This window comes from Rothia kristinae, assembly GCF_016028855.1.
GTDB lineage: Bacteria > Actinomycetota > Actinomycetes > Actinomycetales > Micrococcaceae > Rothia > Rothia kristinae.
The window spans coordinates 1,650,061-1,669,275 of sequence record NZ_CP065738.1 but is presented as its reverse complement, the minus strand read 5'-3'; the positions used below and the strand labels follow the sequence as shown (position 1 = coordinate 1,669,275).

At 72.5% G+C, this 19,215-nt stretch carries 16 protein-coding genes; 2 read left to right on the top strand and 14 right to left on the bottom strand.

The window, feature by feature from the left end; genetic code table 11:
* Positions 1 to 81: 81 nt before the first annotated feature.
* From I6G21_RS07355 to dapB, 11 genes are all read right to left on the bottom strand, one after another.
* Entirely contained in the window at positions 82 to 795 is a 714-nt protein-coding gene (locus I6G21_RS07355; RefSeq protein ID WP_129357874.1) for a regulatory protein RecX, read from the bottom strand.
* Complete coding sequence (gene recA / locus I6G21_RS07350; RefSeq protein ID WP_061225232.1) at positions 795 to 1,928, bottom strand: recombinase RecA; 1,134 nt, start codon at positions 1,926 to 1,928, stop codon at positions 795 to 797. Before recA ends, I6G21_RS07355 begins: the two co-directional genes overlap by 1 nt.
* Before the next feature lie 295 nt (positions 1,929 to 2,223).
* A complete protein-coding gene (locus I6G21_RS07345) occupies positions 2,224 to 2,445 on the bottom strand; it encodes a DUF3046 domain-containing protein (RefSeq protein ID WP_061225233.1) in 222 nt (73 codons plus the stop codon).
* Positions 2,446 to 2,641: 196 nt separating this feature from the next.
* A complete protein-coding gene (locus I6G21_RS07340) occupies positions 2,642 to 3,094 on the bottom strand; it encodes a helix-turn-helix domain-containing protein (protein WP_081046235.1) in 453 nt (150 codons plus the stop codon).
* A gap of 219 nt (positions 3,095 to 3,313) precedes the next feature.
* Positions 3,314 to 3,820 (bottom strand): CinA family protein, encoded by a 507-nt coding sequence (locus I6G21_RS07335; RefSeq protein WP_064725826.1) that lies wholly within the window; start codon positions 3,818 to 3,820, stop codon positions 3,314 to 3,316.
* Complete coding sequence (locus I6G21_RS07330) at positions 3,817 to 4,434, bottom strand: CDP-alcohol phosphatidyltransferase family protein (RefSeq protein WP_058730813.1); 618 nt, start codon at positions 4,432 to 4,434, stop codon at positions 3,817 to 3,819. The genes I6G21_RS07335 and I6G21_RS07330 overlap by 4 nt, the downstream gene beginning before the upstream one ends.
* 51 nt (positions 4,435 to 4,485) lie before the next feature.
* Positions 4,486 to 7,599: an FtsK/SpoIIIE family DNA translocase gene (locus I6G21_RS07325; RefSeq protein ID WP_129357873.1), complete on the bottom strand. Its 3,114-nt coding sequence runs from the start codon at positions 7,597 to 7,599 to the stop codon at positions 4,486 to 4,488.
* A gap of 126 nt (positions 7,600 to 7,725) precedes the next feature.
* The gene (locus I6G21_RS07320; RefSeq protein WP_058743681.1) at positions 7,726 to 9,429 is read right to left on the bottom strand and encodes a ribonuclease J; all 1,704 of its coding nucleotides are present in this window, start codon (positions 9,427 to 9,429) and stop codon (positions 7,726 to 7,728) included.
* Between the two features lie 104 nt (positions 9,430 to 9,533).
* On the bottom strand, positions 9,534 to 10,463 hold the full coding sequence (gene dapA, locus I6G21_RS07315) for a 4-hydroxy-tetrahydrodipicolinate synthase (RefSeq protein ID WP_129357872.1): 930 nt from the start codon (positions 10,461 to 10,463) through the stop codon (positions 9,534 to 9,536).
* A gap of 23 nt (positions 10,464 to 10,486) precedes the next feature.
* Complete coding sequence (locus tag I6G21_RS07310; protein ID WP_061225236.1) at positions 10,487 to 11,101, bottom strand: tetratricopeptide repeat protein; 615 nt, start codon at positions 11,099 to 11,101, stop codon at positions 10,487 to 10,489.
* 19 nt (positions 11,102 to 11,120) lie between these two features.
* Positions 11,121 to 11,876: a 4-hydroxy-tetrahydrodipicolinate reductase gene (dapB, locus tag I6G21_RS07305; protein WP_064725796.1), complete on the bottom strand. Its 756-nt coding sequence runs from the start codon at positions 11,874 to 11,876 to the stop codon at positions 11,121 to 11,123.
* Between the two features lie 180 nt (positions 11,877 to 12,056).
* Between dapB and I6G21_RS07300 the strand changes: the two genes are divergently transcribed.
* Positions 12,057 to 14,015 carry an acyltransferase family protein gene (locus I6G21_RS07300; RefSeq protein ID WP_129357871.1) on the top strand — a complete coding sequence of 653 codons (1,959 nt, stop codon included), beginning with the start codon at positions 12,057 to 12,059 and terminating at the stop codon, positions 14,013 to 14,015.
* Here the strand turns inward: I6G21_RS07300 and I6G21_RS07295 are convergent.
* The 3 genes from I6G21_RS07295 to rpsO form a co-directional block, all read right to left on the bottom strand.
* Positions 14,012 to 15,358: a M16 family metallopeptidase gene (locus I6G21_RS07295; RefSeq protein ID WP_129357870.1), complete on the bottom strand. Its 1,347-nt coding sequence runs from the start codon at positions 15,356 to 15,358 to the stop codon at positions 14,012 to 14,014. The two genes, I6G21_RS07300 and I6G21_RS07295, sit on opposite strands and share 4 nt — an antisense overlap.
* A 119-nt stretch (positions 15,359 to 15,477) precedes the next feature.
* The gene (locus tag I6G21_RS07290; protein ID WP_129357869.1) at positions 15,478 to 17,706 is read right to left on the bottom strand and encodes a polyribonucleotide nucleotidyltransferase; all 2,229 of its coding nucleotides are present in this window, start codon (positions 17,704 to 17,706) and stop codon (positions 15,478 to 15,480) included.
* A 297-nt stretch (positions 17,707 to 18,003) separates the two neighbouring features.
* Positions 18,004 to 18,273 carry a 30S ribosomal protein S15 gene (rpsO, locus tag I6G21_RS07285; RefSeq protein WP_058730223.1) on the bottom strand — a complete coding sequence of 90 codons (270 nt, stop codon included), beginning with the start codon at positions 18,271 to 18,273 and terminating at the stop codon, positions 18,004 to 18,006.
* Positions 18,274 to 18,560: 287 nt separating this feature from the next.
* Here rpsO and I6G21_RS07280 point away from each other — a divergent pair, with 287 nt between their 5' ends.
* Positions 18,561 to 19,151 (top strand): DNA-3-methyladenine glycosylase, encoded by a 591-nt coding sequence (locus tag I6G21_RS07280; RefSeq protein WP_081101516.1) that lies wholly within the window; start codon positions 18,561 to 18,563, stop codon positions 19,149 to 19,151.
* The last annotated feature ends 64 nt before the right edge of the window (positions 19,152 to 19,215 follow it).

Genomic DNA, 19,215 nt, shown 5'->3' with positions numbered 1-19,215 from the left:
GGTCGCGCTCGCATTCACTGTGCCAGGGTACAAGACCGCCGCGGGCGCCGGGACGTGCCGGATCAAGTCCACCGGCCCGGGTCAGGCCAGCCCCGGTGGCTCCTCCAGACGCGTCTCCCCGTGCTCGGCCATGACCGTGCGCACGATCTCGAAGGCCACGCCGGGGGCGTAGCCTCGGCGGGCCAGCATCGCGACCAGCCGACGCAGGGCCTTCTCCCGCTGGGCCGGGTCGTCCAGGTCCCGCTCGGGGCGCAGCCGACGGCGCACCAGCGCGCGGGCGTCCTCGCGCTCCTCCTCCTCGGTGCGCTGGGTCAGGGCCCGCTCGGCGGTCTCCGGGTCGATGCCCTTCTGCGCGAGCTCCCGGCGCAGGGCCGGGCGGGCGAGCTTCCTGCTGGCGGAGCGGCTGCGTACGTACATCGCGGCGTATTCGGCGTCGTCGATCAGACCGAGATCCTCGTAGCGGTCCAGGATGCGGGTGGCCGTCTCCTCGGAGATCTCCTTCTCCGCGAGCTTCTGCGCCAGCTGGGCGCGGGAGCGGGCGGCGGCGGTGAGCTGGCGCAGCAGGATCTCCTTGGCCCGGGCGTATTCCGCCTCCTCCGGGGTGCGCGGGGCCGATCCCTCGGCTGGAGGCCGCCCCGCGTCCCTCCGCCCGTCCCCGGTGTTCGGCCCTGAGGACGGCGTCGAGGAGACCGGGGCTGCTGCGGGAGCGCCCAGGCTGCGTCCGGTGCGCCGACGGCCGACGCCGCGGCCCGTGACGGGTCCGCGGCGTCGGCCGTGCGGGCTGGAATCGCTCATCAGAAGTTCTCGGGCAGGGCGTCCAGCGGGTCATCACCCAGCTCGTCGATGCCCGCGCCGACGCCCGCGGGAGCCTCCTGGGACTCCTCGCCCTCCTCGGCGTCGATGATCCCGGCCTTGATCAGCGTCTTGTGCTGGATCTCCTCGGCCAGCTCGGGGTTGTCCTTGAGGAAGCGGCGGGCGTTCTCCTTGCCCTGGCCCAGCTGGTCCCCCTCGTAGGTGAACCAGGCGCCGGACTTCTTGACGATCCCGGACTCCACGGCCATGTCGATGATGCCGCCCTCCACGGAGATGCCCTCCCCGTAGAGGATGTCGAACTCGGCCTGCTTGAACGGCGGGGCCATCTTGTTCTTCACGATCTTGGCCTTGGTCCGCGAGCCGATGGGGTTGGCCCCGTCCTTCAGGGTCTCGATGCGACGGATGTCGATGCGCACCGAGGCGTAGAACTTCAGCGCCTTGCCGCCGGTGGTGGTCTCCGGGGAGCCGAAGAACACGCCGATCTTCTCGCGCAGCTGGTTGATGAAGATCGCGGTGGTGCCGGTCTGGGACAGGCGCCCGGTGATCTTGCGCAGCGCCTGGGACATCAGGCGGGCCTGCAGACCCACGTGGGAGTCGCCCATCTCGCCCTCGATCTCCGCGCGCGGGGTCAGGGCGGCCACGGAGTCCACGACGATGATGTCGATGGAGCCGGAGCCCACGAGCATGTCCATGATCTCCAGGGCCTGCTCGCCGGTGTCCGGCTGGGAGACCAGCAGGGCATCCGTGTCCACGCCGAGCTTCTCCGCGTAGACCGGGTCCAGGGCGTGCTCCGCGTCGATGAACGCGGCGATCCCGCCGTTCTTCTGGGCGTTGGCCACCGCGTGCAGGGCGACCGTGGTCTTACCGGAGGACTCCGGGCCGTAGATCTCCACGACGCGCCCGCGCGGCAGGCCGCCGATGCCCAGAGCGACGTCCAGGGACAGGGCGCCGGTGGAGACGGTCTCCGTCTTCACGGCCTCCCGATCCCCCAGGCGCATGACGGAGCCCTTGCCGTAGTTCTTGTCGATCTGGGCGAGCACGGACTCCAGGGCCTTCTCCCGGTCCGAGCCGGTGGCCCGGGACACCGGGGCGTTGTTGCGTGCTTTGGCAGCCATGGTCTCCTCGATTCTGATCACCGCGCCGGTTCCGGTGCGGCGGTGGTTGGTCCTGCGGTTCGATCCTCACGGTAACGGCCCCGACTGACAGATCGAAGGGGGCTCGCCCGCTCTGTGGATAACGGGAGCCCGGGTCCGGGTCCCGAGCCGGGTGGGCCGGGACGCGCCGGGCGGTGACCGCGCTTCCTCTGAAGCCAGTGTAACGCAGTCCGAACAGATCTTCGAACACCTCTTCGAACGTACTTCCGCGCTCGAACACCGGCCGCCGGCGCCCCGCGAGATACCGGGGTTCGCCTCAGCGGGGCTCGCCCGGATCCGCCCCGAGCCAGCGGTCCTCGGGCAGGTCGTGCTGGCGGCACACGGCCTGCCAGACGGCCAGGGGCTTCATCCCCGCGGCCAGGGCCTCCTCGGCGGTGCGGTTCCCGGCGGCGTCGAGCACAGTCTGGGCGGCGACGACGCGCGCGTAGCCGCGGCCGAACTCCTCCTCCATGGAGCGCCAGAACTCCGAGAGCTTCATCCCTCCTCCTTCCTGAGATCGCGCCCGCGCGGTGCCCGCCGAGCTGGGCCCGCTGTCCGGTGCCCGTCCGCGCGAGAACCCCGCATCCGCACCCCGAAGGTGGGGTGCGGACGCGGGGTCCTCAGGCTGCGGGCCGGGCCGGCGGGCTGCCGCCTCCCGCCGGTGCTCGGCGCGGGCCTCGGCAGGGTGCGGCGGATCAGTGCGCGATCGGACGCGGACGCGGCGCGCCCGGCAGATCCTTGGTGCCGGTGGCCCCGGCGCCGTACTCGCGGCGGAACTCCTCGTCGAACTCGGTGGGCACGGTGTCCGGGATGCGCAGGCCCTCGCCGGCGGCGACCCGGTCGGCCACCTCGCGCAGCATCTGGGACAGGGGGATGTCCAGGGCGCTGCAGATCGAGGCGAGCAGCTCGGACGAGGCCTCCTTCTGGCCGCGCTCGACCTCGCTGAGGTAGCCGAGGGACACGCGGGCGCTGTGGGAGACCTCGCGCAGGGTGCGGTTCTGGCGCTGGCGGACGTCGCGCAGCACCTCGCCGATCTCGTGGCGCAGGACGATCATCTTGGGCTCCTGGTGGGCGGGGGTAGCGGTCTCGGGGCGGCTGACGTCCTTCCAGCGGACGACGCCGTTGACGGACACGGGCTGCTTGGTCATGGTCTTGCCTATCTCCCTACTCGAAGCGAACGACGGTCCGACCGGGTCCTCCGGGTGGTTCCTCGGGGCTCCGCCTGCGGCGGGTGCCCACGCAGTGGCCGGTCCTGCCGGTCCGTCATCACCCACTACAACCGCCTCACCTGTGCGTTCATTCCCCCCGCGCCGGGCAGGGACCTGGGAGTAACCTGGCAGATCGGTGAACAACAGGTCACCGTTCGGTCACCGTCCGCGGCTCAGCTGCTCCACCAGGGTCTCCAGGGCCCGCCGGGCGCTCTCGGTCCGGATGCGCTCACGATCCCCGGTCAGGTGCAGCTCGAGGACCGTCTCGGCCTCCGCCGGGCCCGCGATCCCCAGGTACACCGTGCCGACGGGCTTGCCGTCGTGCGGCTCCGGCCCGGCCGCTCCGGTGGCGGAGATCCCCCAGTCCGCGGCGCAGGCCCGGCGGGCGCCGCGGGCCATCGCCCGGGCGACGTCGGGATCCACCGTGCCGCGCGAGGCGATCAGCTCCGGGTCCACCCCCAGCAGCGCCTCCTTGACCTCGGCGGCGTAGGAGACGACGCCGCCGCGCAGCACCGCGGAGGCCCCCGGCACCTCGGCCAGGCTCGCGCTGATCAGCCCGGCGGTCAGGGATTCGGCCGTGGCCACGCTCTGGCCCCGCTCGCGCAGCAGCCGCACGGCCTGCTCCTGGGTGCGGCCCGGCCCAGGCTGGCCCGCGTGCGGGCTCATCGGGCCGCACCCCCGGAGGACAGGGCGCGGCGGCGCAGGCGCGCGGCCTGGACCACGTAGTCCAGCCCCGTCACCACGGTGACCACCAGGGCCGCGCCCATCACGATCCACCCGGGCACCAGCCAGCCGGTGCCCAGGGCGCCCAGCGGAAGGATGAGCAGGACCAGGGCGATGGTCTGCAGCACCGTCTTGAGCTTGCCGCCCTTCGACGCCGGCATGACCCCGTAGCGCAGGACCGCGAAGCGCATCAGGGTGATCCCCCATTCGCGCACGAGGATCACGATCGTGACCCACCACCACAGCTCCCCCAGCAGCGAGAGCACCACGAAGGCCGAGCCCGTCAGCAGCTTGTCCGCGATCGGGTCCGCGATCTTGCCGTAGTCGGTGATCAGGTTGCGGGAGCGGGCCAGGTCCCCGTCCAGCTTGTCCGTGTACATCGCGACGCCGAACACGACGACGGCGGCCCAGCGCATCCCCAGGGCGTCCGCGCCCCACGGGCCGCCGGCCCACAGGAACCAGATGAAGAAGGGAACCAGGAGGATGCGCACGGTCGTCAGCGCATTCGGCAGGTTCCAGTTGGACGGCTTCGGCTCGCCGGTCGGCGCGGTGCTCATCGGTGTCCCTTCCCTCTTCCTGTGCCGCGGGGCCCGGCGGCCCCGCGGCGATCAGCGCCCGGTCAGCTGCCAGGCATCCTCGGAGTCCGCGGACTCGGCGTCGTCCTGCCAGTCCCGGGCGGGTTCCTGCTGCGATTCTCCCACGAGGTCCGCGGGCGCGGACGCGGCAGGGGCGGCCGGGGGCTCCTGGCCCTGGATGCGGGCCAGGGCGGCCGGCAGGTCATCCGGGGCCACGAGCACGTCCCGGGCTTTGGATCCCTCCGAGGGCCCGACGATCTCCCGGGACTCCAGCAGGTCCATCAGCCGCCCGGCCTTCGCGAAGCCCACCCGCAGCTTGCGCTGCAGCATCGAGGTGGAGCCGAACTGGGTGTTGATGACCAGCTCCGCGGCCTGCAGCAGCACGTCCAGGTCGTCCCCGATGTCCTCGTCGATGGTCGTCTTCGGGGCCTCCTGGGTGACGTCGGGCCGGTAGCTGACCGGCATCTGCGTCTTGACGTGGGCGACGACGTCGTGGATCTCGGATTCGGAGACCCACGCGCCCTGCACGCGCATCGGCTTGGAGGCGCCCATCGGCAGGAACAGCGCATCGCCCTGCCCGATCAGCGTCTCAGCACCCGTCTGATCCAGGACCACCCGGGAGTCGGTCGCGGAGGAGGTCGCGAAGGCCATGCGGGAGGGCACGTTGGCCTTGATCAACCCGGTGACCACGTCCACGGAGGGCCGCTGGGTGGCCAGCACCAGGTGGATCCCGGCCGCACGGGCCAGCTGGGTGATGCGCACGATCGCGTCCTCCACGTCCCGCGGGGCGACCATCATCAGGTCCGCCAGCTCATCCACGATGACCAGCAGGTACGGGTAGGGCCGGATGGTGCGCTTGGAGCCGGGCTCGGGCTGCACACGGCCTTCGCGCACCGCGCGGTTGAAGTCGTCGATGTGCTTGAACCCGAAGTGGGAGAGGTCGTCGTAGCGGGCGTCCATCTCCTTGACCACCCACTGCAGGGCCTCGGAGGCCTTCTTCGGGTTGGTGATGATCGGGGTGATCAGGTGCGGCACGCCCTCGTAGGCGGTCAGCTCCACGCGCTTGGGGTCCACCATGATCAGGCGGACCTCGTCCGGGGTCGCACGCATGAGGATCGAGGTGATCATGGAGTTGACGAAGGAGGACTTGCCCGCCCCGGTGGCCCCGGCCACCAGCATGTGCGGCATCTTGGCGAGGTTGGCAACGACGTAGCCGCCCTCCACGTCCTTGCCCACGCCCATGACCATCGGGTGCGGGGAGGCGTGGGCCTTCCCGGAGCGCAGCACATCGCCCAGGGCCACGGTCTCCCGGTCCGTATTGGGGATCTCGATGCCGATCGCGGACTTGCCCGGGATCGGAGAGAGGATGCGCACGTCCGCGCTGGCCACCGCGTAGGCGATGTTCTTGGACAGGCGGGTGACCTGCTCGACCTTCGTGCCCGGGCCCAGCTCGATCTCGTAGCGGGTGACCGTGGGGCCGCGGGAGAAGCCGGTGACCTCCGCGTCGACGCTGAACTGCTCGAGCACGTCGGTCAGGGAGGCCACGACGGCGTCGTTGACCTCCGAGCGCTCCTTGGCCGGGGGTCCCTGCACGAGCAGGGACTGGCGGGGCAGGACGTAATCGGTGGTGGCCAGCGCGGTCTCCCGGGCGGCCCCGCGCTGGGGGTGGGCCCGCGGGATCTGCTCCCCCGCGGCGGCCTCGGTCCCCGCGCCGAGGTCCGCGGGCTCGGCGGGTTCGGCGCGCTCGATGAGCGGGGAGACGTCCTGGGCGGGGTGCTCCGGGTGTTCGGCCGGGGCCTCCGGGGTCGCGGCTCCGGCGGGGGCCGCGGCCGCCCCGGCTGCCGGGGCGGCGTCGCCCGCGGAGGCCGAGACACCCCGGCGGGCCCCGCGCTGCGCGGCGCGGTGCGAGGAGCCTCGGGCCGGGGCGGTGTGGGTCTGATCGTCCTCCAGCACCTGGGTGGCGTCGGGGTCCACGGCCCCGGCGTCCTCGGCGTCGGGGGCGCCCGCGTCCCGATCCCGCAGCACCCGGGTGGCCTCCTCCTGCTCGCCGAAGGGGTCGCGCAGGATCGGCCCGGTCTCGGCGGTCTCGATGGGCTGCTCCTGGGCGGCGCGGGCGCGGTTGAACTTGCCGAGGTCGAACAGCTCGGACTTCTTCCGCTTCCGGCGCGAACCCTGCGGCTGCGTCGAATCGGCCTCCGGGGAGGCTCCGGTCTCCTCCCGGTCCACCACCGCCCGGGTGTAGGGCTCATCCGCCTCGTAGGAGTCCAGGGCCGGGGTCGGGCGGGAGCGGTCCTTGCCCTTCTTCCGGCGGCCCCGGCGCGTGCTCGGGGCGTCCTCGACGTAGGGGCCGTCCAGATAGGAGCGGTCGTGCTCGTCGGCCCCGGGGCGCTCGGGCCGCTCCCCGAGCAGCCGGGTCAGGCCGGCGCGCAGCCGCGGGATGATCTGGCGCACGGGGGTCGCGGTGATGATCAGCAGGGAGATGATCAGCAGCAGCACGTGCAGGGTCCACGCCCCGGGCACGGTGAGCAGCTTGGCCACGGTGCCCCCGGCCAGCAGGCCCACGACGCCGCCGGCCTCGCGGATCGCCAGCAGCCCGTCGTGGGTGGTCGGCGAGCCCGCGGCGAGGTCGAAGACCGCGGAGCCGGAGATCATCATCAGCAGCAGCCCGACGGCGATGCGGTTGTTGGCGCGCATCTCGGTGGGGTGGCGGAAGGCGCGCAGGCTGAATCCGCCCAGCAGGACGGGGGCGAGCAGGGCCATCAGCCCGAAGGTCCCGGCGACCACGGCGTGCCAGGCCCCGGCCGGCCAGGCGATGGCCTGGGAGGAGGCCCCGGCGAGGTTCCACCACTCGACGGCGGCGGTGATCAGGGCCAGCAGCAGCATCAGCAGGGCGCCGCCGTCGCGCCGGTCCTGCGGGTCCAGCTCGGTGCGCAGGGTGCCCATGCGCCGCACGGCCCCGCCGACGAGGTGGGCCAGGCCCAGCCAGGCGGCGCTGAGCGCCCGCACCAGGGGGTTGGGGCGGGGGCCGGTCTGCTGGGGTGCGCGGGAGCCGGAGCGGCCGCGGCCGGTCTTCGTCGCGGAGGTCTTCGCGGAGCGGGAGGATCCCTTGGAGCCGGAGGTCGCGGAGGGGGAAGTTCGAGGCGCCATATCCTCCAAGGGTAGTTCATGCGCGCGGGACCCGGACCCGCGCACCCCCGTCTCAGGGGATGCGCGGGTCCGGGTCCCGCATCACGACCGCGGGTCCGCACCGTTGGGCGCGGGCCCGGGGGCTTCCTACTTGTCCTTGCCGGCCTCCACGACCACCGGGATGATCATGGGCTTGCGGCGCAGCTTCCGGGCGATCCACTGTCCCATGGTCCGGCGCACCACCTGCTGCAGCTGGTGGTTGCTCGGCGCTTTGCCGCCCTCCTTGAGGGCCTCCTCCAGGGCGGAGGAGATCTTGGGGGTGATGGACTTGAACACGGAGTCGTCCTCCGCGACGCCGCGGGCGTGGATGTCCGGGCCGGCCACCACGCGCTTGGACCGGCGGTCCACCACGGTGATGATCGAGACGAAGCCCTCCTCGCCGAGGGTGCGGCGGTCCTTGAGGTCCTGGTCGGTGATCTCGCCGACGGACTTGCCGTCCACGTACACGTAGCCGCACTCCACGGCCCCGACGATCTTGGCCCGGTGGTCCTTCATGTCCACGACGATCCCGGACTCCCCGAGCAGCACGTTCTCCTCCGGCACGCCGGTCTGCACCGCGAGCTTGCCGTTGGCGATCAGGTGGCGGACCTCGCCGTGCACCGGCATGACGTACTCGGGCTCGAGGATGTTGTAGCAGTACAGCAGCTCCCCGGCGGCGGCGTGCCCGGAGACGTGCACCTTGGCGTTGCCCTTGTGGATCACGTTGGCGCCGAGCTTGAGCAGGCCGTTGATGATCCGGAAGACGCTGTTCTCGTTGCCGGGGATCAGCGAGGAGGCCAGGATGATGGTGTCCCCCTCCTCGATCTGCACCCGGTGGTCCCCGGAGGCCATGCGGGACAGGGCCGCCATCGGCTCCCCCTGGGACCCGGTGCACATGAGCACGACTTCGTCGTCCCGGTAGCGCTCGACGTCCTTGAGGTCGATCAGGGTGTTCTTGGGCACCTGCAGGTAGCCCAGCTTCTCCGCGATGGTCATGTTGCGCACCATCGAGCGGCCCACCAGGGCCACCTTGCGCCCGTGCTCGGCGGCGGCGTCGATGACCTGCTGCACGCGGTGCACGTGCGAGGAGAAGGAGGCGACGATGATCCGCTTGGGGGCGTCCCGGAAGATCGAGGAGAGCACCCCGCCGATGTTCTTCTCGGTGGGGGTGAACCCGGGAACCTCGGCGTTGGTGGAATCCGGCAGGAACAGGTCCACGCCCTCCTCGCCCAGACGGGAGAAGTGGCGCAGATCCGTGATCCGCCCGTCCAGGGGCAGCTGGTCCATCTTGAAGTCGCCGGTGTGCAGCACGGTCCCGGCCGTGGTGCGGATGAACACCGCCAGCGCATCCGGGATGGAGTGGTTCACGGCCACGAACTCGCACTCGAAGGGCTTGAGGTCCTCCACGTCCCCGGCGACCACCGCGAGGGACTTGGCCTTGATGCGGTGCTCCTGCAGCTTGGCCTCGACCAGGGCGAGGGTCAGCTGCGAGCCGATGATGGGGATGTCCGGGCGGCGCTTGAGCAGATACGGCACGGCGCCGATGTGGTCCTCGTGCCCGTGGGTCAGGACCATGGCGACGACGTCGTCCAGGCGGTCCAGGATGTGGCTGAGGTCCGGGAGGATCAGGTCCACGCCGGGCTGGGTCTCCTCGGGGAAGAGCACCCCGCAGTCCACGATCAGCAGCTTGCCGTTGAGCTCGTAGACGGTCATGTTGCGCCCGACCTCGCCGAGCCCGCCCAGCGGCATCACGCGCAGGGTGTCTCGGCCGAGCTTGGGCGGCTTGGGGAGGTCGTACTGGATCTGGGTCATGGGACCCCTTTCGTTCGGTTTCGGGGCGGCCGACGCCGTGGCGGCTCGGCGGCCCGGGGATGTCATCGACGCCGGGTCGATGGATGGTCTGTCTGGTCTGCGCCTCAGCGCAGGGTGTCTGCGGCCGGGGAGTCGGCCAGGTCCGCGCGCATGCGGGCCGCCTCCTCCTCGGTGGGGCCCACGTGCGGCAGGCGCACGGCGTCGGAGGCGAGCCGGCCCTGCCAGGCCAGGATGGTCTTGGCGGCCACGGCCCCGGGCACCCGGGTCATGGTCGCGGTGACCACGGGGTGCAGCTGTCGGTGCAGGCGCTGGGCGGTGGCCAGATCCCCGGCGACGATCGCGTCGATCAGCGCGCGGAAGGCCTCCGGGACCACGTGGGTGGTGACCCCGACGAGCCCGACGGCGCCCAGCGCCATCCAGGGCAGGGTCAGCCCGTCGTCCCCGGAGTAGTACTGCAGGTCCGTGGTGGCCATGACCTCGGTGGCCGCGGCGAAGTCCGCCTTGGCGTCCTTCACGGCCACGATGTTGGGGTGCTCGGCCAGCGCCCGGTAGGTGTCCGGGGCGATGGGGATGCCGGCGCGCCCGGGGATGTCGTAGAGCATCACGGGGGTGTGCACGGCGTCGGCCACGGTGGAGAAGTGCGCCCGCAGCCCGGCCTGGGTGGGCTTGTTGTAGTAGGGGGTGACCACCAGCAGCCCGTCCACCCCGACGCCCTCGGCCAGCTCGGCCAGGTGCAGGGTGTGCGCGGTGTCGTTGGAGCCGACGCCGGCGACGACGCTGGCCCGGTCCCCCACGGCCTCCTTGACGATGCGGAAGACGCGGGCGTTCTCCTCATCGGTCATGGTGGAGTACTCGCCGGTGGTCCCGCACACGACCAGGCCGTCGTTGCCGCGGTCCACCAGCTCCGCCGCGAGCGCGGCGGTGGCCTGCTCGTCCACGGAGCCGTCCGCGGCGAACGGGGTGACCATGGCCGTCAGGAGGCGGCCGAAGACGGGCTGGGGCTCGGGGGCGGACTCCACCGGTGACGCAGACATGCTCCCACGGTACCGCACCGGGGCTATCCTTCGCCGTCGGCCAGGTGGTGGGCGGGGCGTCCCCGGTCCAGGGCGACGGCGTCGCGCATGGCCCGGCGGGCGCGCTTGCGGTCCCCGGCGGCGTCGTAGGCCAGGGCCAGGCGGAACCAGGCCCTCCAGTCCTCCGGCTCCCGCTCGACCTCGGCGCGGCGGGCGGGGAAGGCGGCGTCGGCGGCCTCCCGGTCGATCCGCCCGGAGGCGGTGCGCGGCGGCTGATCGGGCAGCCCGCCCTCCCGCCCGAGGCGCTGCCCCAGACGCTGCACGCGCACCCCGAACAGCACCTCGCGCACCAGGGCCCACGCGCCGAGTGCGGGCAGCAGGATCATGCCGACGCCGAGCAGGATCCCGGGGATCCCGCCGTCCCCGCGCAGCAGCAGCACCCCGCGCTGGGCGGTGACCCCCAGGTACAGGACCAGCAGGGCGACGGTGATCGCGGCGAAGGTGCGGCCCTTGCCGGTGGAGTCCACGAGGACGAAGACCCCGCACAGGACGAGGACCACGGTGATGCCCAGGCGGGTGGCGGCGGGCAGGGGCAGCAGCCAGACGGTGCCCAGCAGCAGCAGGCAGGCCAGGGCCGTGAAGGCGCGCAGGGATCTCACGAGGGGGTGCCCGCCCGGATCAGTCCAGGTCCAGGAAGCCGTCGAGCCCGTGGGTCAGGCCCGGGACCTCGCGGACCTTCCGGATACCCAGGAGCACCCCGGGCATGAAGGAGGCCCGGTCGAAGGAGTCGTGGCGGATCGTGAGCTGCTGGCCGGGATCCCCCAGGAGGATCTCCTCGTGGGCGACGAGTCCGCGCAGGCGCACCGCGTGCACGTGGATGCCGTCCACCACGGCCCCGCGCGCCCCGTCGGGGTCGCTGGCGGTGGCGTCGGGCACGGGGCCCCGGCCGGCCTGTTCGCGGGCGGCGGCGATGGCCTCGGCGGTGTGCCGGGCGGTGCCGGAGGGCGCGTCGAGCTTATCCGGGTGGTGCAGCTCCACGACCTCGGCGGAGTCGAAGTAGCGGGCGGCGACCGCGGCGAAGCGCTCGGCCAGCACCGCCCCGATCGCGAAGTTCGGCGCCACCAGCACCCCGAGCTCGGGGTGGGCGACCAGGCGCTCGCGCAGCGCGGAGAGCTTGGCCGCATCCCACCCGGTGGTGCCGACCACCGCGTGCATGCCGTGGTCCACGGCGAAGGCGACGTTGTCCTCGGTGGCCTTCGGGACGGTGAGGTCCACGACGACCTCGGGGGCGGCCTCGATCAGCTCCTCGAGGGAGTCCCCCGAGCCGAGGGCGGCCACCAGCTGCAGGTCCGGGGCCTGCTCGATGGCGGTGACGGCCTGGGAGCCCATGCGTCCGGCCGCGCCCAGCACGGCCACGGTGATTCGCTCAGTCATGTCCGCCAGCCTATCGTGCCGCCGCGCGCCCGCAGCGGGCGCGGGCCGGGCTCGGCGCTGCGGCGCTTCCGTCAGGGGCCGGCGCGTCACGGTGGCGCGGCTGCCCGCGCGGGGCGGACCCGGCGACTACGATGGTCACGGTCGCTTTCACCCCTCCCCCGATCAGGACGTCCTTCCCCGATGCACAACCCGAATCCCTTCTCCACCCCGGTGCCGCCGCAGGCCGGAGATCCACGGTTCGTGCTGCGTGGCCTGGATGGTCTGCGGGCCCTGGCGGTGATCGGAGTCGTCGTGTTCCACCTGTGGCCCCAGGCGCTGCCCGGCGGGCTGATCGGGGTGGACCTGTTCTTCGTGATCTCCGGGTACCTCATCACCGCGCTGCTGCTGCGCGAGGCCGCCTACACCCGGAAGATGCACCTGCCGCAGTTCTGGATGCGCCGGCTGCGCCGGCTGGTCCCGGCGATGGTGCTGTGCGTGCTGGTGTGCTCCTGCCTGGCCTGGCTGGTGGGCGGGGACGCCGCGGTGCAGCTGCGCCGCCAGGTGCTCGGCGCCCTGACGTACACCGCCAACTGGACCAACATCGCCGCGGGCAACGGCTACTTCCGAGACACCAACCCGGAGGTGTTCACCAACTTCTGGTCCCTGGGCGTGGAGGAGCAGTTCTACCTGGCCTGGCCGGTGCTGCTGGTGCTGACCTGCCTGCTGGCGGACACCTGGCGGCGTCGGCGCCTGGTGCCCGCGGCGCTGGCCGCGGCCTCCCTGCTGGCGATGCTCGTGCTGTTCTGGGTCACCGGAAGCGCCGACCGGGTGTACTACGGCCTGGACACCCACGCCTTCGGGCTGATGCTCGGGGCGTGCCTGGCCCTGCTGATCCCCTGGTCCATGTACCCGCCGAAGCCCGGCTACCGGATCCCCCGGCTGGACGCGGCCTACTCCCCCGGACGCAACGCCGCGCGGATCCTGGTGGGCTGGGCGAGCCTGGCCCTGCTGCCGGTCGCGGCGCGCCTGCTCAGTGAGGAGCACCCCGGGGTGCTGTTCCCGTGGGGCCTGCTGGGCGCGTCCCTGCTGGGGCTGGGGCTGATCCAGGCGCTGCTGCCGGATGTGCGGGGGCTGGGTGCGGAGTGGCTGCGGCGGCTGCTGAGCCTGCCGCCGCTGGTGTGGATCGGGCGGCGCTCCTACGGGCTGTACCTGTGGCACTGGCCGCTGATGGTCCTGGCCCACTACGCCGCACCGCAGGCCTCCGCCACCGCGCGCGGGATCGTCGTGCTGGTGCTGACCACGGCGGTGGCCGCGGCCTCCTACCGCTTCCTGGAGAACCCCGTGCGCCGCCGCGGCTTCCTCGGGGCCTCCCGGGACCTGCTGGCGAACCTGGGCTTCCCGGGCCGACGCCGGTGGGCCACCGCCGCGGCCCTGGGGGCCGCGGGTCTGCTGGTGGCCGGCACCGCGGTGGCCTGCGTGCAGGCCCCGGAGCAGACCGAGGCCGAGCGGGTGGTGGCCGAGGGCGAGCAGCAGCTGAGCATCCAGCCCTCCCCCAGCGCCTCGGCCTCCCCGTCGGCGTCGGCATCGGCTTCCGCCTCAGCAGGTGGGAAGGAGGAGAAGGACGGCGCGTACCACCCGGCCCCGGGCGGGCAGGACGTGACGATGATCGGGGACTCGGTGACGCTGGCCTCCGCCCAGGCCCTGCAGGAGAAGCTGCCCGGGATCGCCATCGACGCGAAGGTCTCCCGGACCATCGACGCCGGGATCCAGGTGCTGCGCGAGGAGCAGAAGTCCGGCCAGCTGCGCCGGATCGTGGTGATCTCCCTGTCCACCAACTCCGCGATCACCCCGGATGACATCCGGCAGCTGACCGACATCGCCGAGGCCGGGCAGGTCCGCCAGATCGTGCTGGTCACCGGCCAGGCCCCGGAGAACCTCACCTGGGTGGACCAGTCCAACGACGTCGAGCGCGACGCCGCCGCGAAGCAGCCGCGCATCGAGGTGGCGGACTGGGCGAAGGCCTCCGACGGCAAGCCCGAGCTGCTGGTCTCCGACGGGGTGCACCCGCAGCCGGAGGGCCAGCGGCTCTACGCCCAGACCATCGCGGATGCGGTCAAGACGGCGCAGACGGACCTGCAGCGGGAGACCGGCGGGTCCTAGGCGCCGGAGGGCATCACCAGGGTGGTCACGGTCGGGCGCTCCGCCAGGTCCGCGGCGAGGGCCTGCACCTGCTCGGCGGTCACCGCGCGCAGCTCGGCCAGCAGCTCGTCCAGGGGCAGGAACCGGCCGGTGTCCAGTTCGGAGCGGCCCAGCCGGAACATGCGCGAGGCCACGTCCTCGCTGCCCAGCACCGTGGACCCGCCCAGCTGCCCGGCGACCTTCGCCAGCTCGGCCTCGCCGATGCCGTGCTCGGCCAGCCGCTCCAGCTCGGAGCGCATCAGGGCGCGCACCTGCTCGGCCTTGGCCGGGGCGCACCCGGCGTACAGGCCGAAGTACCCGGCGTCGGAGAAGGAGCCCGCGTAGGAGAACGTGGAGTAGGCCAGGCCCCGGCGCTCCCGGATCTCCTGGAACAGCCGGGAGGACATGCCCCCGCCCAGGGCGGCGTTGAGCACGGACATCGCGAAGCGCTGCTCATGCCCGGCGATCAGCCCGGTGGAGCCCACCAGCACGTGCGCCTGCTCGACGTCGCGGCGCACGGTCTCGGTGCCCAGCAGCGGGGATAGCGCGGCGGGGCGGCGCACCCGGCGCGCTGCCGGGAGGGCGGCGGCGTCGCTGAGGTCCCAGCCGGCCTCGGTCAGGGCCCGCTGCACCCAGCCGACGAACTCCCCGTGCTCCAGGTTCCCCGCCGCGGAGACGACCAGGCGATCCGGGGTGTAGTGGCGGCGGTAGTGCTCGGCCACGGCGTCCCGGGCCACCGCCCGGATCTCCTCCGGGGTGCCGCCGATGGGCCGGCCCAGGGGGTGCTCGCCCATGACCTGCCCGGTGAACCGCTCGAAGGCCACATCCATCGGGTCGTCCTGGTCCATGGCCAGCTCCTCCAGGATCACCCCGCGCTCCTGCTCCATCTCCCGCGGATCCAGGACGGCGGCGGCCGTCATGTCCGCGATGACCTCCGCGGCCATCGGTGCGTCCTCCCCGAGCACGTGGGCGTAGTAGCAGGTGTGCTCCTTGGCGGTCAGGGCGTTGGATTCCCCGCCCACCGCGTCGAAGGCCTGGGCGATGTCCAGGGCGGAGCGGGTGCGGGTGCCCTTGAACAGCAGGTGCTCCAGGAAGTGCGTGGAGCCGAGCATCCCGGGGCGCTCGTCCCGGGAGCCGACGCCCACCCAGTAGCCCACCGCCACGCTGCGCTGACCGGGCATCCGCTCGGTGATCACCCGGACCCCGCCGGGCAGCACGGAGCGGCGGACCTCGTTGCCGCCCTGTCCGGCCCAGACGAGGCGGCCGGTGCGGTGGGCGCGCTCCTGGGTCAGCGAGGCGGCGTCAAGGGGCAGATCGAAGGGCACGGGTGGGAATCCTCTCGGTGGTGGGGCGGGGATGGTGCGGGGTGCGGGCGTGCAACGGCCCCGGGCCGCGGCGCTGGGCTCAGCGCGCGGACCGGGGCCGGTGCCGGCGGGCGGGCGAGCTACTGCTCGTCCCCCTCCTGCTCGTCCTCATCCAGGACGACCGGGGCCAGGGAGAGCTTGCCGCGGTCGTCGACCTTGGTGATCTCCACCTGGACCTTCTGGCCCACGGAGACGACGTCCTCGACGTCGTTCACGCGCTGGCCGTCGTTGAGCTTGCGCAGCTCGGAGATGTGCAGCAGGCCATCCTTGCCGGGGGTCAGGGATACGAAGGCGCCGAAGGTCGTGGTCTTGACCACGGTGCCCAGGTACCGCTCCCCCACCTCGGGGACCTGCGGGTTGGCGATCGCGTTGATCGCGGAGCGGGCGGCGTCGGCCGAGGGGCCGTCCACGGCGCCGATGTAGATCGTGCCGTCGTCCTCCACGGTGATGTCCGCGCCGGTGTCCTCCTGGATCTGGTTGATCATCTTGCCCTTGGGCCCGATGACCTCGCCGATCTTGGACACGGGGATGTGAGCGGTGATGATGCGCGGGGCGAACTCGCTCATCTCATCCGGCTCGGAGATCGCCGCGGTCAGCACATCCAGGATGTGCAGGCGCGCCTCGCGGGCCTGCTTCAGGGCCGCACCCAGCACGGAGGCGGGGATCCCGTCCAGCTTGGTGTCCAGCTGGATCGCGGTCACGAAGTCCTTGGTGCCGGCGACCTTGAAGTCCATGTCGCCCAGGGCGTCCTCCGCGCCGAGGATGTCGGTCAGCGCCGCGTAGCGGGTCTGGCCCTCGACCTCGTCGGAGACCAGGCCCATGGCGATGCCGGCCACCGGGGCGCGCAGCGGCACACCGGCGTTGAGCAGGGACAGGGTCGAGGCGCACACCGAGCCCATGGAGGTGGAGCCGTTGGAGCCCAGCGCCTCGGAGACCTGGCGGATCGCGTAGGGGAACTCCTCGCGGGAGGGCAGCACCGGGGTGATGGCCCGCTCCGCCAGGGCGCCGTGGCCGATCTCGCGCCGCTTCGGGGAGCCCACGCGGCCGGTCTCGCCGGTGGAGTACGGCGGGAAGTTGTAGTGGTGGATGTAGCGCTTGACCTTGACCGGGGACAGGGAGTCGATGGTCTGCTCGAGCTTGAGCATGTTCAGCGTGGTCACACCCATGATCTGGGTCTCCCCGCGCTCGAAGATCGCGGAGCCGTGCACGCGCGGCAGGACCTCGACCTCGGCGGTGAGCTGGCGGATGTCGGTCAGCCCGCGCCCGTCGATGCGGACCTGGTCGGTGAGGATGCGCTGGCGCACGATCTTCTTGGTCAGGGCGTTGAAGGCGCCGTTGACCTCATCCAGGCGCTCCTCGTACTCCTTGCCCTCACCGGCCAGCTCCTCCTGGATCCGCTGCTGCAGATCCGCGGAGGCCTGCTCGCGCTCCTGCTTGCCGGCGATCGAGTAGACCTCGCGGATCTGCTCGGTGTAGGACTCCACGGCCGCGGCGACGTCGTCGCCGTACCCGCCGAAGCGGGGCAGGTCCATCGCGGGCTTGCCGGCGCGGGAGGCCAGGTCCGCCTGGGCCTCGCACAGGGCCTTGATGAAGGGCTTGGCGGCCTCCAGGCCCTCGGCGACGATCTCCTCGGTGGGCGCCTGGGCGCCGTCCTGGATGAGGTTCCAGGACTCGTCGGTGGCCTCGGCCTCGACCATCATGATCGCGACGTCCTGGGTGCCGTCGGCCTTGGTGACGATGCGTCCGGCCACGGCCATGTCGAACACGGCGTCGGCCAGCTGGGAGTGCTTGGGGAACGCGACCCACTGGCCGTCGATCAGGGCGATGCGCACCCCGCCGACCGGGCCCTGGAAGGGCACGCCGGACAGCGTGGTGGACATGGACGCGGCGTTGATGGCCACGGTGTTGTAGATCTCGTCCGGGTCGATGCTCAGGACGGTCACGACCACCTGGACCTCGTTGCGGATGCCCTTGCCGAAGGCCGGGCGCAGCGGGCGGTCGATCAGGCGGCAGGCGAGGATCGCGTCGGTGGACGGGCGGCCCTCGCGGCGGAAGAAGGAGCCGGGGATGCGCCCGGCGGCGTACATGCGCTCCTCGACGTCCACCGTCAGCGGGAAGAAGTCGAAGCCCTCACGCGGGTGCTTGCCCACGGAGGTGGCGGAGAGCATGGTGGTGTCGTCGTCGATGGACACCAGGGTGGAGCCGGCGGCCTGCTGGGCCAGCCGGCCGGTCTCGAAGCGCACGGTGCGCTGGCCGAACCTGCCGTTGTCGATGACGGCTTCTGCGAACTGGATCTCGGGACCCTCCATGGGTCACCTTCCTTTCCTTCGATGGATGATGCTCGCGCGGGCGAGGCCCATCGTCGGGTGCGGGGGAGCTTCCAAGCCTTCGATCGAGGCCCACGGACGGTGCGCCGCCTCATCCGCGTGGATGAGAGGCGGGTGTCCGGAGGCCACTACCGAGGACTTGCGACGGCTCGCGCCCGCACCCCGATGGGGCGCGCGGTGCGCGGTTCCCGGGCCCGCGGCCCGGGGGGCGGATGCGCTCACGGGACGCGCCGTGCGGCGCGTCCCGTGAGGTCTCCTGCGCCGAGAGGGCCGGGTGGACTAGCGGCGGATGCCCAGACGCTGGATGAGCGTGCGGTAGCGCTCGACGTCGATCCGACGCAGGTAGCCGAGCAGGTTGCGGCGGCGACCGACGAGGATCATCAGACCACGACGGGAGTGGTGGTCGTGCTTGTGGGACTTGAGGTGCTCGGTCAGATCGGTGATCCGACGGGTCAGGACGGCGACCTGGACCTCGGGCGAACCGGTGTCGCCCTCGTGGGTCGCGTACTCCTTGATGATCTCCTGCTTGACGGCGGGATCCAGTGACATGGGATTGCTCCTCGAGCGTTGTGCCGCGAACGTCCCGATACGGCGTGTTCGCCGCCGGGTACCCCGCCCGTCGCCGCGCGCCGGACGCACCGGCGAGGCTGGGGACGGGGCGCCTGGCAACCGCGGACTGCAGCCAGACGTCCTTTCCACCTTACCGGATGCGCGGTGCCGGGGGAAGGGGCGGCCCCGGTGCGTCGAGCCGTCATCCCCGTGGGGAATGGGCCGCGCCCGGGCCGCGTCCGTGACGGCTCGGCGTTGCGCACCTGGCGCGTGAGAGCATGGGCGCCATGATCGACTTCTCCCAGCCCGCCGACGTCGTGGCCCCGCAGCTGCTGGGCGCGGTGATCCGCCGGGGCCCGGTGGCCCTGCGTCTGACCGAGGTGGAGGCGTATCTGGGCACCGCGGATCCGGCGTCGCACGCGTACAAGGGGCCCTCCCCGCGGTGCCGCACGATGTTCGGCCCGCCCGCGCACCTGTACGTCTACGCCTCCTACGGCATCCACCGGGCCGGGAACCTGGTGTGCTCCCCGGAGGGCACCGCGGGCGGGGTGCTGATGCGCGCGGGCGAGGTCGTGGACGGCGTCGACGTCGTGCGCGCCCGCCGCGGGGAGAGGCCCGAGGACGCCGGACTGGCCCGCGGGCCCGGCAACGTCGGCGCCTGCCTGGGCCTGAGCCTGGAGGACGACGGCGCCGCGCTCTCCCTGGCCCCGGATGCCCGCTCCCCCGAGTTCGCGCTGCACGCCCCGACGCACCGGGTGGAGTGGGTGCGGGGTCGGCGCATCGGCATCACCAAGAACGCCGAGGCCCCGCTGCGCTTCTGGATCCCCGGGGACCCGACGGTCACCAGCCCCCGCACCCGCCGCACGGCCGTTTCCTGACCCCGCCCACTCCCTTCCCCGTGCGCCCCCAAACCCGCGCCGAGTCATCACTGTCGACCGAAAA